Source organism: Luteimicrobium sp. NPDC057192 (assembly GCF_042670205.1).
In the GTDB taxonomy this organism is placed as follows: Bacteria; Actinomycetota; Actinomycetes; order Actinomycetales; family Cellulomonadaceae; genus Luteimicrobium.
This window is the reverse complement of sequence record NZ_JBHUWD010000021.1, coordinates 63,302-76,948: the sequence shown is the minus strand read 5'-3', so window position 1 is coordinate 76,948 and position 13,647 is coordinate 63,302. Positions and strand designations below refer to the sequence as shown.

Annotated in this window: 9 protein-coding genes; 1 reads left to right on the top strand and 8 read right to left on the bottom strand. The window is 74.0% G+C overall.

The features are described from left to right. Positions 1-159: 159 nt before the first annotated feature. On the bottom strand, positions 160-1,026 hold the full coding sequence (locus tag ACFT5B_RS11530) for an NAD(P)H-binding protein (protein WP_386798279.1): 867 nt from the start codon (positions 1,024-1,026) through the stop codon (positions 160-162). Between the two features lie 81 nt (positions 1,027-1,107). Here ACFT5B_RS11530 and ACFT5B_RS11525 point away from each other — a divergent pair, with 81 nt between their 5' ends. Next, on the top strand, positions 1,108-1,860 hold the full coding sequence (locus tag ACFT5B_RS11525; RefSeq protein WP_386798277.1) for a TetR/AcrR family transcriptional regulator: 753 nt from the start codon (positions 1,108-1,110) through the stop codon (positions 1,858-1,860). Positions 1,861-2,044: 184 nt separating this feature from the next. Here the strand turns inward: ACFT5B_RS11525 and ACFT5B_RS11520 are convergent, their stop codons facing one another. The 7 genes from ACFT5B_RS11520 to ACFT5B_RS11490 form a co-directional block, all read right to left on the bottom strand. Beyond that, on the bottom strand, positions 2,045-3,520 hold the full coding sequence (locus ACFT5B_RS11520; protein ID WP_386798275.1) for an arylsulfotransferase family protein: 1,476 nt from the start codon (positions 3,518-3,520) through the stop codon (positions 2,045-2,047). 282 nt (positions 3,521-3,802) lie between these two features. Then, entirely contained in the window at positions 3,803-5,665 is a 1,863-nt protein-coding gene (locus ACFT5B_RS11515) for an ABC-F family ATP-binding cassette domain-containing protein (protein WP_386798273.1), read from the bottom strand. Positions 5,666-6,545: 880 nt separating this feature from the next. Further along, on the bottom strand, positions 6,546-8,915 hold the full coding sequence (locus ACFT5B_RS11510; protein WP_386798271.1) for an FdhF/YdeP family oxidoreductase: 2,370 nt from the start codon (positions 8,913-8,915) through the stop codon (positions 6,546-6,548). Beyond that, complete coding sequence (gene fdhD, locus ACFT5B_RS11505) at positions 8,912-9,841, bottom strand: formate dehydrogenase accessory sulfurtransferase FdhD (protein WP_386798268.1); 930 nt, start codon at positions 9,839-9,841, stop codon at positions 8,912-8,914. Before fdhD ends, ACFT5B_RS11510 begins: the two co-directional genes overlap by 4 nt. Positions 9,842-10,038: 197 nt before the next feature. Next, the gene (locus ACFT5B_RS11500) at positions 10,039-10,560 is read right to left on the bottom strand and encodes a MarR family winged helix-turn-helix transcriptional regulator (RefSeq protein WP_386798266.1); all 522 of its coding nucleotides are present in this window, start codon (positions 10,558-10,560) and stop codon (positions 10,039-10,041) included. Between the two features lie 71 nt (positions 10,561-10,631). Beyond that, on the bottom strand, positions 10,632-12,305 hold the full coding sequence (locus ACFT5B_RS11495; protein ID WP_386798264.1) for a thiamine pyrophosphate-binding protein: 1,674 nt from the start codon (positions 12,303-12,305) through the stop codon (positions 10,632-10,634). Positions 12,306-12,424: 119 nt separating this feature from the next. Next, complete coding sequence (locus ACFT5B_RS11490; RefSeq protein WP_386798262.1) at positions 12,425-13,645, bottom strand: CynX/NimT family MFS transporter; 1,221 nt, start codon at positions 13,643-13,645, stop codon at positions 12,425-12,427. Positions 13,646-13,647 lie beyond the last annotated feature (2 nt).

Sequence of the window (13,647 nt, the reverse complement as noted above, 5' to 3'; positions counted from 1 at the left end):
AGAGCTGACGGGCGCGGACCCCGTCGTCGTAGGGCGCGGGGCCCGTGCTCGCGAGGTATGCCGGATGCCGGTCTACCTCGCGAGGTATGCCCGATGCCGGTCTACCTCGCGAGGTATGCCCGATGCCGGTCTACCTCGCGAGGTATGCCGGATGCCGGTCTATCTCGCGGGGGTGGCGACGACGGCGGCGAGCGCGTCGCGCGCCGTGCGCGGGTCGCGGCCGAGCAGGGTGCGCAGCAGCGGGTCGGTGCCTGCGAAGTAGCCCTCTCGCGCCCCCTGGTACATGCCGAGCAGGAAGCGCGCCATGTGCTCGGGCTGCCCGCCGGCGACCTGCTCAGAGACCCAGTCCTCGTCGTCGACGACCCGCGTCGTGATCGTCCTCCCGACGAGCTCGGACGCGATCTCGGCGACCTCGGCGAACGTCGGCGCGGCGGAGGCGGTGAGGGTGATCGCGCCGTCGTACGCGCCGCCGGACGTGAGCACGACGGCGGCGGCCTCGGCCGCGTCCTCGCGCGCGGTCCAGGAGACGGGCCCGTCGCCGGGGACGGTGATGACGCCGGTCTCGCGCCACGGGCCAGCGAGCCACGTGAGGCTGTGCGCGTAGAACCCGTTGCGCAGGGACGTCCAAGGCAGGCCGGACGCCGCGAGCAGCTCTTCGGTGGCGGCGTGGTCGCGGCCCGGTCCGAACGGGTTGGTGGGTGACGCGGCCTGGTGGCTCGTGTAGAGGACCCGGCCGACGCCCGCCGCGACGGCACCGTCGATCGCCGCGCGGTGCAGCGCGACGGCGTCGGCGGTGGGGTCGCTCGACGACACGAGCAGCAGCTGGTCCGCTCCCTCGAAGGCGCGGGGGAGCGAGCCGGGTACGGCGTAGTCGCCCTGCCGGACGGCGACGCCCCGGTCCGCGAAGCGCCGCGCCTTGGTGACGTCACGCGCGACGACGACGACGTCCGGCGCCGGCACGCGCTCGATGAGGTGGTCGACGGTGGCTCCGTTGAGGGCCCCGGTGGCCCCGGTCACGATGATCATGAGCTTCTCCGAATCGTTGGAAACGTCTTGAGGCTATCACCGATACGGCCAGCGTTATCATCGATGTGTGATCATGGGTTCATGGCGATGGCGAGCACGGCGACAGCGGCCCAGGACGGCGCGGAACGCGCGGACACCCGGTCGCGGATCGTCGGCGCCGCGGCCGCGCTGCTCCGGTCGGGAGGGCCCGCAGCCGTGACGACGCGCGGCGTCGCGGAGGCCGCCGGGGTCCAGGCGCCCACCATCTACCGGCTCTTCGGCGACAAGGACGGACTGCTCGACGCCGTCGCCGAGCACGTGATGCGCGCGTTCGTGGCCGCCAAGGCCGACGTCGTCGACGCGGCCCGCGCCTCGGACGTCGACCCCCTCGACGACCTGCGCGCCGGCTGGCGGGCCCAGGTCGAGTTCGGCCTCGCCAACCCGGACGTCTTCCGGATGCTCAGCGAGCCCGCCCGCGTCGTGGACTCCCCGGCGGCCCGGCTCGGCAAGGAGATCCTCGAGGCGCGCATCCACCGGGTGGCCGCGACCGGCCGCCTCCGGGTGACGGAACGCCGGGCGGTCGCACTCGTCCAGGCGGGCGGCGTCGGGGTGATCACCACGCTGCTCGCGACGCCGCCCGAGGACCGCGACCCGGACCTCGCCGACGCGGTCCTCGAGGCGGTCCTCGCGCAGATCCTCACGGACGGACCCACGGCGGCGCCGTCGTCACCCACGGACGGCGCGCGCGGCGCCGCGGTCGCCGTCCGGGCCGTCGCGCCGCAGCTCGAGATGCTGAGCCCGGGGGAGCGTGCGCTCCTCGTCGAGTGGCTCGACCGCGCGATCGACGCCCTGTGACCTGCCCGCTCGCGCGCCGCCGCTCAGAGGTCGCGCGGGTAGGCCGTGCCTACTGCGCGCCGTCCATCGCACGCCCTGGCGGCGTTGTCGTCGGTCGCCGTGGCTCCGCCACGGCTCCCTCCTCCGCCTTGCCAGGACGCACGCTGGACGACGCTCGCAACGGCACCGCCTACCCGCGCGACCTCTAAGCCGCGGGCGTCCCGGTCCCCACGACCGCGCCGTCGGCGTCGAGCGCCTGGACCGCGACGTACGCGCCGAGGCCGGACGCGTGGATCGTCGTCTCGAAGCCCTTCTTCGCGCTCGTCGCGACGGGCTTCGCCGACGACTCGTCCGCGCCGCTCACCACCCGCCAGCGTGCGACGTCGGTCGCGCCGTTCCAGCTCACGTGCACCGCGTCGCCCTGCACGACGACGTCCGGCGGGTCCGCGGGCGTCGCGTGCCAGGTCTGCCGGTAGGCCCGGTAGCTCGACCCAGATGAGAAGGACAGCTCGCCCAGGAGGTTCCCGCCGCCGTCGTACTCGGTGAGGTAGGGCCGCTGACCCCAGCCGACCAGGACGTTCCCGTTCGGGAGCACCTGGACGTTGCCCTGCGTGTCGGAGTGCCGAGCCGTCGGCGGCAGGTACTGGGCGACCATCGACGTGGTCATCGCCTTCTCGTCGACCGTGAGCCGCAGGCCCCGCGACGTCGGCCCGACCCGCGGGGAGCCCTCGTTGTCGAACAGGGTGAACGTGCCGTCGTCCTGCAGGCGGATGTCGTGCTGCCACGCGAACTGCGCGCCCTGCACGAACTCGTTCTGCTTGCCGCCCAGGTGCCAGTCGACCCTCCCCGTCGCGCGGGCCACCTTGTAGACGGTGTGGGTGTTGCGGGCCGAGACGAGGAAGGCGCCCGCGCCGTCGAGCGCGACCGCGTTGATGTGGAAGTAGTCGAAGGGCTTGTCCTGGGTGCCCATGCCCTTCGCCAGGTTGGCGTACGTCTCCTGGACCGGGACGTGGTCGAGCGAGCGCCACTCCCACAGGACCTTGCCGGTCGCGACGTCGACCTCCTGCGCGACGCCCTCCTCGACCCAGCCGTCCCGGGGTCCGCCGACGGCGGTGAGATCGGTCTGGGCGGGGACGTAGGCCGTCAGGAGGATCGTGTCGTCGGGAGTGATGGTCGTCTCGTGGATGTCCGCCTTGCCGGCCCCCACGTCGCCGCCCGTCGTCACGGCCTTGACCTTGCGATAGCTGGTGTCGAGCAGGACGACGTGCCCCGCACCCGAGCCCGAGTCCGACGACGTGCCCTCCCAGTACGTCAGGACCGGGCGGCCCTGGTACTGCTGGACGCGCACGTCGAACGGTCCGACCTTCATCGGGGACACCCACACCGGCTCGCCCGTCGGGTCGACCAGGAGCGCCCCTTGCATGGCCGGCTGCTGGTCCTCGTCCTTGGGCCCGAGAGCGATGACGTTGCCCTCGGCGGCGTCGTCCGCGGCGTCGTGGGGGAGCGAGCCGACGGTCGTCCGGATCACCGGCGGGGTCAGGTCCGGCCGCGACACGTAGGCGTGCGCGACGGCGGGCGGGTCCGTCGGGTCGGTGACGGCGGGCTCGTCGTCGTCGCCCGAACAGCCGGCAGCCACCAGGGCGATCGCGACCCCTGCGGCGACGGCGCTCAGGCCGCGCACAGCACCTGGCCTCGCTCCGGACGGGTGACGACGGACAAGGGTGCTCACGCGCAAGACCTCCCGGGTCAGCGGCCTATCCCCTGCGTGGGTGCTGCTCCCCGATCATCTCGGACAGGGCGAGGCACCGCTCCTCGAGCGTCGCACGCGGTGCTGTGCGCGCCCGGGGAAGGAGCGGCGCGTCGTGCGACCGATCGCTACGGCACCGGCGGGGTACGCCGCCCGGAGCGGGCACGGCGGGGCGCGCTGGCGCGGTTCCGGCGCGAGCGTCCTGGCGTCCGGGGGCTAGCCGATCTGCTCCGACAGCTCGAGCCACCGCTCCTCGAGCGTCGCCACCTCGTCCTCGAGCGTGCGGAGCTCGGCAGTGCGCTCGCCGAGCCAGCCGTAGTCGGACTGGTCGTGCTCGGCCATGCGCGCGTGCAGCGCGTCGACCTGGCCGGTGAGCTTCGCGAGCCGACGGTCGACGGCCTCGAGGTCCTTGCGGGCAGCGTGCAACGCGGACCCGGTGAGCGCAGGCGACTCCTCGGGAGGCGAGCCGGCGGGAGCGAGGGCGGACTCTCCCCGACCGTCCCCGGACCCGGCGACAGCGCCGGACCCGGCCCCCGCGGCGCGGAGCCGCAGGTACTCGTCGACGCCGCCCGGGAGGTGCCGGAACCGGCCGTCGAGGATCGCGTACTGCTGGTCGGTGACGCGCTCGAGCAGGTACCGGTCGTGCGAGACGACGAGGAGCGTGCCCGGCCACGAGTCGAGGAGGTCCTCGATCGCGGTGAGCATGTCGGTGTCCATGTCGTTCGTGGGCTCGTCGAGGACGAGGACGTTCGGCTCGTCGAGCAGGATCATGAGGAGCTGGAGGCGGCGCTTCTGGCCGCCCGACAGGTCCGCGACGGGCGTCGAGAGCTGCGCGTTGGTGAAGCCGAGGCGCTCGAGGAGCTGGCCGGGGGAGAGCTCCTGCGCCTTGGACCCGGTGCCGATCGTGTACGTCGAGCGGCGGCGGGCGACGACGTCGCTCACGCGTTCCCGGCCGATGTCGCGCAGCTCCGCGAGCTCCTGGGTGAGCGTGACGACCTTGACGGTCTTGCCGCGCTTCACACGCCCCGACGTGGGCTGGAGGTCGCCGGTGACCAGCTTGAGGAGCGTCGACTTCCCGGCCCCGTTGACGCCGAGGATCCCGGTGCGCTCGCCGGGTGCGATGCGCCACGTGACGTCGTGGAGGACCTCCCGGTCGGGCCCGGGGGCGCCGTCGGACGTCGTCGGGCCGGGGTAGGTGACGGACGCGTCGAGGAGGTCGACGACGTCCTTGCCGAGCCGGCTCGTGGCGAGCCGGGACAGCTCGACGGTGTCGCGGACGGGCGGCACGTCGGCGATGAGCGCGTTGGCGGCCTCGATGCGGAACTTCGGCTTGCTCGTGCGTGCCGGTGCGCCGCGGCGCAGCCACGCGAGCTCCTTGCGCGCGAGGTTCTGGCGCCGCTGCTCGGTCGCGGCCGCCTGGCGGTCGCGCTCGACGCGCTGCAGCACGTACGCGGCGTAGCCGCCCTCGAAGGGCTCGACGATGCGGTCGTGGACCTCCCACGTGGCGGTGCAGACCTCGTCGAGGAACCACCGGTCGTGGGTCACGACGAGCAGCCCGCCCGCGTTCGCGGACCAGCGCCGCTTGAGGTGCGCGGCGAGCCACGTCACACCCTCGACGTCGAGGTGGTTGGTCGGCTCGTCGAGGATCAGGACGTCCCAGTCCCCGACGAGCAGGTTCGCGAGCCCGACGCGGCGGCGCTGGCCCCCGGACAGGTCGCCGACGCGGCCCTCCCACGGCAGGTCCGAGACGAGTCCCGTGACGACGTCGCGCATACGCGGGTCGGACGCCCACTCGTGCTCGTCGAGGTCGCCGACGACGGCCCGCGCGACCGTGAGGTCGGGGTCGATCTCGCCGGACTGGTCGAGCATCCCGACCCGGACGTCGCGGCGGACGGTGACCCGCCCGGCGTCGGGCTCGAGACGCCCCGCGAGGAGCGCGAGGAGCGTCGACTTGCCGTCGCCGTTGCGTCCGACGATGCCGATGCGGTCACCTTCGGAGACACCGACGGTGACGTCGTCCAGGACGACCTTGGTAGGGAACTCGACGTGCAGGGACTCGCCCCCGAGCAGATGGGCCACCTGGAAAGGGTAGTCGGGTCGGGTGCCTGGTCCTCACGGCCCCGGTGCCGCCGCCTCCGTTCGCCGAGGGTGACGTTGGGTTCGCCGACGGTGACGCTGGGTTCGCCGAGGGTGACGCTGGGTTCGCCGAGGGTGACGCTGGGTTCGCCGAGGGTGACGTTGGGTTCGCCGACGGTGACGTGGGCGGTGGTGGTCGAGTTCCGCGGGCGGGTGCGGTGAGCTGTCTCGGACTGTCGTGCTTCGGCCCTGGGGGCCGTGCGCACTCCTTGACGTCCTTCGACACCTCCCCGCCCCCGGCCCGCTCGACCGGTTGCTCACCGACACGCCCGCGCCTGGCAGTCCGGACCGTCGTCGAGCATGCGACTGGGCTCCGGGCGCGCGCCGAGCATGCGAGCACACCCCTTCTCGACGCCGACCATGCGCGTGATCCCATGCTCGTCGGTGCTCGGTGTCTTCAACCGCATGGTCGCGGGCCCCGAGCGCGAGCCCGGCAGGGTCATCGGCGGCCCGGCGACGTCGTGCCGAGCATGCGCTTGGGGACCACGGCACTCGGCGCCCAGGGTCCCCACCTGTTCGACAGCCGGAGGGGGCCAAAGCCATGGTCGGCGACTGCCTGTGGGGGTGATCGCATGGTCCCGATGGGCGAGCGTCACCGTCGGCGGACGTGGCGTCACCGTCGGCGGGCGGGGCGTCACCGTCGGCGAACCGAGCGTCACCGTCGGCGGGCGGGGCGTCACCGTCGGCGGACGTGGCGTCACCGTCGGCGAACCGAGCGTCACCGTCGGCGGGCGGGGCGTCACCGTCGGCGAACCGAGCGTCACCGTCGGCGAACCGAGCGTCACCGTCGGCGGGCGGGGCGTCGCCGTCGGCGACGTTCCGCTCAGGCCGGGGTCGGCACCGCCGAGGGTTCCAGGCGCACGACGACCGCCTTGGACACGGGCGTGTTGCTCGTCTCCGCGACCGCGCCCAGCGGCACCAGCACGTTCGCCTCCGGGAAGTACGCGGCGGCGCAGCCCCGCGCGGTCGGGTAGGCCACGACGCGCAGGCCCGGCAGCACCCGGTCGACGCCGTCCTCGAACTCGCTGTGCACGTCGACCTGCTGCCCGTCGAGGAGGCCGAGGTCGGCGACGTCGTCGGGGTGGACGAAGATCACGTCGCGGCCGCCCTTGACGCCGCGGTACCGGTCGTTGCGCGAGTAGATGGTGGTGTTGAACTGGTCGTGGGCGCGGACGGTCTGCAGCAGGAGCCGGCCGGGCGGGCACGCGACGTGCTCGAGCGCGTTGACGGTCAGGTGGGCCTTGCCGTCGGAGGTGGGGAACGTGCGGGAGTCCCGCGGGCCGTGCGGCAGCACGAAGCCATTCTCCTGACGGATCTTGGCGTTGTAGTCGTCGCAGCCGGGGACGACGGCGGCGATGTGGTCGCGGATGACGTCGTAGTCACGCTCGAAGGCTTCCCAGCCGACGGCGTCGAGGTCGTGGGAGTCGGCACCGCGGGCGCGCCGGGCGTCCGCGACCGCACGGGCGATCCGGGCGACGATGGTCACCTCGGAGAGGAGGTTGCGCCCGACGGGCTCGACCGAGCCCCGTGAGGCGTGCACGGCCGAGACGGTGTCCTCGACGGAGACGAACTGCTCCCCGGACGCCTGCCTGTCGATCTCGGTGCGCCCGAGGCACGGCAGGATGAGGGCCTCGCGGCCGGTGACGGTGTGCGAGCGGTTGAGCTTGGTCGAGATCTGGACGCTGAGGTCGCAGCGCGCGATCGCCTCCTCGGCCGCGCCGGTGTCGCTCACGGCGGCGACGAGGTTGCCGCCCAGCGAGACGAAGGTCCGGATCTCGCCCCGGCGCATCGCGTCGATCGTCCCGACGGCGTCGAGCCCGTGCTCGCGCGGGACCGACGTGCCGAACTCGGCGTCGAGCGCGTCGAGGAACGCGGGGGGCATCTGCTCCCAGATCCCCATGGTCCGGTCGCCCTGCACGTTGGAGTGCCCGCGGATCGGCGACGCGCCGGCGCCCGGCCGCCCGATGTTCCCGCGCAGGAGCAGGAGGTTGACGATCTCCTTGATCGTCGGCACGGCCTTCTTGTGCTGGGTCAGGCCCATGGCCCAGGTGACGATGACGCGCTGCGCCGTGAGGTACCGGTCGGCGAGCTCGTCGATCTCCGCGCTCGTGACGCCCGTCGCCGCAAGCACCTCGGCCTCGTCGAGGTCGGCGAGCGACGCGGCGAACGCGTCGAGACCTGTCGTGTACGTGTCGAGGAAGTCGTGGTCGAGCACCGCGCCGGGGTGCCGCGCCTCGGCGTCGAGCACGCGCTTGCTGACGGCCTGCATGAGCGCCATGTCGCCGCCGAGCCGCACCTGCACGAACTGGTCGGCCAGGGCTGTCCCGCGGCCCACGATGCCGCGCGGCGTCTGCGGGTTCTTGTACCGCAGGAGGCCCGCCTCGGGGAGCGGGTTGATGGCGACGATGGCGGCGCCCGCCTCCTTCGCCTCCTCGAGCGCCGTGAGCATGCGCGGATGGTTGGTGCCGGGGTTCTGCCCCATGATGATGATGAGGTCGGCCTTCGCGAAGTCGTCGTACAGGACGGTCGACTTCCCGACGCCGATCACCTCGCCGAGCGCCGCGCCCGTGGACTCGTGGCACATGTTCGAGCAGTCGGGCAGGTTGTTCGTCCCGAAGGCACGGGCGAACAGCTGGTAGGCGAACGCGGCCTCGTTGGACGTCCGCCCGCTCGTGTAGAACGAGGCCTGGTCGGGCGAGTCGAGGTCGGCGAGGTGCTCGCCGAGGATCCGGAACGCCTGCTCCCAGGAGACGGGCGCGTAGTGGTCCGAGTCCGCGGCCTTGTAGACCGGGTCGACGAGCCGGCCCTGCTGGCCCAGCCAGTACTCCGACCGTCCCGCGAGCTCGGTCACGGAGTGTTCGCCCCAGAACCCCGCGTCGACGGTGAGCGGCGTCGCCTCCCAGTTCACGGCCTTGGCGCCGTTCTCGCAGAACTCGGCGGCCTTGCGGCGGTCCGGGTCGGGCCATGCGCAGCTCATGCAGTCGAAGCCGTGCTTGTGGTTCATCCGCAGCAGGAGCTTCGCCGTCCGGCCCGGGCCCATGCCGCGCAGCGCGGGGTCGAGCGCGTGCAGGATGCCCGGCACGCCGGCCGCCCACTCCTTCGGCGGACCGATCTCGAGCCCGTCGTCCTCCGCACCGACGTCGTGCCGCGGGGCCCCTGCCGGGATCCTGCCCTCGCCCTGGTCCGCGCTCATGCCGCACCTGCCTGGTTCTTCGTTCCGTGTCCGACGACGGCGCTCGCCCTGCCTGCACCGTCCTGGCTCTCGCCGTGCAACCGTCCCGCCCCGGCGTAGACCACCATGGAGGCGCCCCGCAGGAACCCGACGAGCGTGAGCCCCGCGTCGTCGGCGAGCTCGGCGGCGAGGGACGACGGCGCGGACACCGCCGCGAGCACGGGGATGCCGGCCATGAGGGCCTTCTGGGTGAGCTCGAAGCTGGCCCGCCCCGACACCATGAGGACCGTGCCGCGCAGGGGCAGCAGGTCGCGCTGGAGCGCCCAGCCGACGACCTTGTCGACGGCGTTGTGCCGACCGACGTCCTCGCGGGCCACGAGCAGGTCGCCGGTGCGGCCGTCGAACAGGCCGGCCGCGTGCAGGCCGCCCGTGCGCTCGAAGATCGCCTGGGCGGCGCGCAGCCGGTCGGGGAACGTGGCGAGGAGCTCGGGGTCGACGACGAGCGGGTCGTCGACGACGGTGAACGCCGAGCGCGTCCGGACGGAGTCGACCGACGCCTTGCCGCACAGCCCGCACGCGCTCGACGTGAAGAACTCGCGGGCGAGCGCCGGGTCGGGCGGGCGCACGCCCGGTGCGAGCCCGACGTCGAGCACGTTGTACGTGTTCTCGGGGGCACCGTCCGGGCCGGTCGCCGTCGCGCCCGCGCAGTACCGCGCGCCCGCGAGCTGCTCCCCGCGCGTCACGACCCCCTCGGACACGAGGAAACCCGCGGCCAGCTCGACGTCGTGCCCGGGCGTGCGCATCGTGACCGCGTACGAGCGGCCGGCGACGCGGATCTCGAGCGGCTCCTCGACGGCCAGCACGTCCTCGCGGACGGACACGCTCACGGCGGGAGCGGTGTCGAGGCGGATCCGGCGGACCCTCCGGCGTGCGGTGAGCCGGTTCATGAGGCGACCCGGGGGGAGAGGGGAGTGACGTCGTCGTCCATACCTCAGGCCTACCAGCGTGCGGCCGTTCCGCACAACGGGACGTGTCAGAACCTCACGGCAGCAGAGTGCCGTGAGCTTCTGACACGCCGCGGCACCGGAGGAGTTGTCAGAACCTGGCGGCAGTGGAGCGCCCTGAGCTTCTGACAGGCCGCGGGTCAGCAGCGGCCCGTGCCGTCGGAGCGGATCGCGGGGTGCTCGGCGGCGAGGACGCCGAACCGGTCGGCCGGGTCGATGCCCTGGACGATCTTCCCGAGCACCCGGGTGAGGTCGGCGACGTCCTGGTCGTCGAGGCGGTCGTAGACGTGCTCGAGGACGTTGCGCGCGTGCCCGGGCGCCGACGCCACGACCTTCTCCCATCCGGCGTCCGTCAGCCTCGCGACGGTGACCCGGCCGTCGTCGGGAGCGGGGGACCGGCGGACGTAGCCGCGCTCCTCGAGCCTCCGGACGACGTGCGACAGGCGGGGGAGCGTGGCGCTCGTCCGCCGCGCGAGGGCCGACATGGGCAGCGACCGGTCGTCGGCGTCGGACAGCATCGCGAGCGTCAGGTACTCGTAGTGCGTCAGCTGCGCGTCGCGTTGCAGCTGCTGGTCGAGGACGCCCGGCAACAGCTCGACCACGGCCTGCAGCCGCAGCCAGCTGCGCATCTGGTCGGCGGTGAGCCAGCGCGGCTCGGCCATGCGTCCTCCCTGCGTACGACGGTGTTTCCCAACCTATCGGTCCGCTGTGACGCGGGCCCGGACGACGCGCGTCAGTGGCGCCGGTTCGCCCGCAGGATCTCCTCCTGGTACGGCGCGACGACGCCCGGCGAGACCCGGCAGTCGAGCAGGAGGAACCGCCGCTCGTCGGCGGGCTCGTCGCGCCACGCGGCGACCCGGTCGAGGTCGGCGAGCGTCCGGACGACGACGCCCTCCGCGCCGACGGCGCGCGCGAGCGCCGCGAAGTCGGCCTCGGGGATGCGCATGGGCCCGTCGGTGAGGCCCTGACGCCCGTAGACGTGCACCTCGGCTCCGTACGCGGCGTCGTTCCAGACGACGGCCAGCCCCCGGCCGCCAGCGGTGCGGACCGCGGTCTCGAGGTCGGCGAGGGCCATGAGCCCGCCGCCGTCGCCGGTGGTGAGCACGACGGCGGACCCGGGGCGGGCGGCCGCGGCGCCCGCGACGCTCGGGAACCCGAGCCCGATGGACTGGTAGGCGGTGCCGACCATGAGCATGCGGTCGGGCGACGCGACGGGCCAGTACATGTTGGCCCAGCCGATGAAGTGGCCCCCGTCGGACACGACGACGCGGTCGGCGGGGAGCAGGTCGGCGAGGCGGTGGGCGACGGTCCGGGGGTCGAGGCGGCCGTCCGCGGCGATGCCGTCGACCGGGCCGGTCGCGTACCACCGGGCGCCGTCGACGTCGACGGACTCGCGCCAGCCGGACGGCGTGGCGTCGGCGCCGTGGAGGGCGTCCACGAGGGCGCGGGTCACGAGCGCGGCGTCGCCCCGGACGTAGGTGCCGACGTGCCGGTGGGTCGCGGCGGGCGCGATGTCGACCTGGGCGACGCGCGTGCCGGGCGCGAAGAGCTCGCCGAACCGCATCGTGAACTGGTTGAGCGACGCCCCGACGACGACGGCGACGTCGGCCTCGTGCACGAGGGCCATCGCACCGTCGGCGCCGAACCCGCCGGCGACGCCGAGGTCGTAGCGGCTGTCGGGGAAGACGCCGCGCCCCAGCGCGGTGCTGACCGTGAGCGCGCCGGTCGCGTCGGCGAGCTCGCCGAGGGCGGGCCCGGCGCCCGCGAGCCACGCCCCGCGGCCCGCGAGCAGGACGGGGCGCCGGGCGCCGGCGAGGGTGCGGGCGAGGTCGTCGATCGCGGCCGCGTCGAACGGGCCGGCGGGGGCGAGCGGGCCCGGGAGGACGGGCGCGGGCGGCTCGGGGAGCGGCCCGGCGTCGAGGGCGGCGACGTCGTAGGGGATCGCGAGCACGACGGGCACCCTGTACGCGAGCGAGTGCTCGACCGCGATGACGGTCGTCGCGGCGGCGTCCGCGCGGCCCACGGTGTACGTGCGGGCGCCGACGGCGGCGGCGAGCGCGATCTGGTCGACGTCCCAGGGACGCGGGCCCGACGTCGGCTCGTCGCCCGTGAGCAGGACGAGCGGCACGCGCGCCTGCGCCGCCTCCGCGAGCGCCGTGAGCGTGTTGGTGAACCCGGCGCCGTAGGTCGCGGTGGCGGCGGCGATCCGGCCCGACGCGCGGAAGTACGCGTCGGCGGCGACGACGGCCCCGGACTCGTGCCGGACGGCGGAGAAGGGCGTCGTGGTCTCGCGCTCGAGCGCGTCGAGGAACCAGGCGTTGCCGTTGCCCATGACGCCGAACACGTGGTCGACGTGGCGGGCGAGGGTGCGGGCGACGTGGGCGGAGACGGTGGTGGATGCGGGCACGGAAGACCTCACGGTGACACGGACGGATGCGCTGCCGTATGTGTCCCGGGGCGCGCCGCGCCCGCACGCGCCCCTTTTGAGGGCGCCGGCGGGACCGTTCCCGCCTCGACGAGCCGAGTCTAGCCAGAGACCGGGCGGACGTCCGGCTTGTGGGGCGCGGTCGCGAGGAGCCCGGCCACGACCATGACCGCGACGACGACGAGCAGCACCACCAGGGGAGCCGTCCAGCCGTCCGTCGCGGTGTGGACGGCGCCCATCGCCGACGGCGCGAGCGCGGCGATCACGTACCCGAACGTCTGCACCGCGGTCGACGTGGTGCGGGCCTCGCGCAGGGACGTGGCGCGCACGGCGACGATCGTGAAGATGACCGTGAAGTTGGCGCCCTGGGCGGCGCCCGCGAGGGACGCCCAGACCGCCCACTGGGCCGGCGCGAGGAGCAGCCCGATCGGGAAGAGCAGCCAGCCGACGGCGATCGCGACGAACGCGCCGCGCGGCGTGACCCGCCAGCCGAGGACGACGGGGATCGCGATCGCCCCGATCGCGCCGAAGAGCTGGAACAGCGACGCCGCGCCGCCCGACGCGCTCGGGTCCAGCCCGAGGGTGTCGTGGAGGATCGTCGGGAGCCACGCCGTCGTGCCGTAGTACCCGAACGACTGGCCCGCGAACATCGCGACGAGCAGCCACGTGAGCGGGCGGCGCAGGGCGTGGACCTCGTCGGCGGCGCTGGCCAGCGCGGTCCGGGGCGTGGCCTCGGGCCCGCGCCGGCGCGTCGCGAGCTGCCAGACGACCCATGCCACCGGGACCAGCACCGCCCACACGAGCAGCGCCCACTGCCAGCCGACGGCGTCCGCGACGGGGGCCGTGAACGCCGTCGCGAGGACGGAGCCGCCGTTGAGCGCGGCCGAGTAGACGCCCGTGACGCGGGCCGCGTTGCTCGGGAAGTCGCGGGCGACCACGAGCGGGATCGCGATGTTGCCGGCGGTGATGGCGAGGCCGAGCAGGACCGTGCCCGCGACGGCCGCGGCGAACGAGCCCACCGAGCGGACGATCGTCCCGAGCAGGATGGTCGCGAGGGCGAGCTGGACCACCCGCTCGATGCCGAGCCGGGCGATCACCGCCGACGCGAGCGGCGAGGCGACGGCGAAGCACAGCACCGGCAGGCCGGTGAGGACGCCGACGGCGGCCGCGGACAGTGCGAGGTCCGCGCGGACGTCACCGGTCACCGGGGCGAGCGCGACGATCGGCGCGCGCAGGTTGAGCGCGACCAGCACGACGGCTGTCAGCAGGAGGCCGGACGCGCCGCCGGCGGGCAGTCTTCTGGGCGTGGACGGGGTGCTCATCG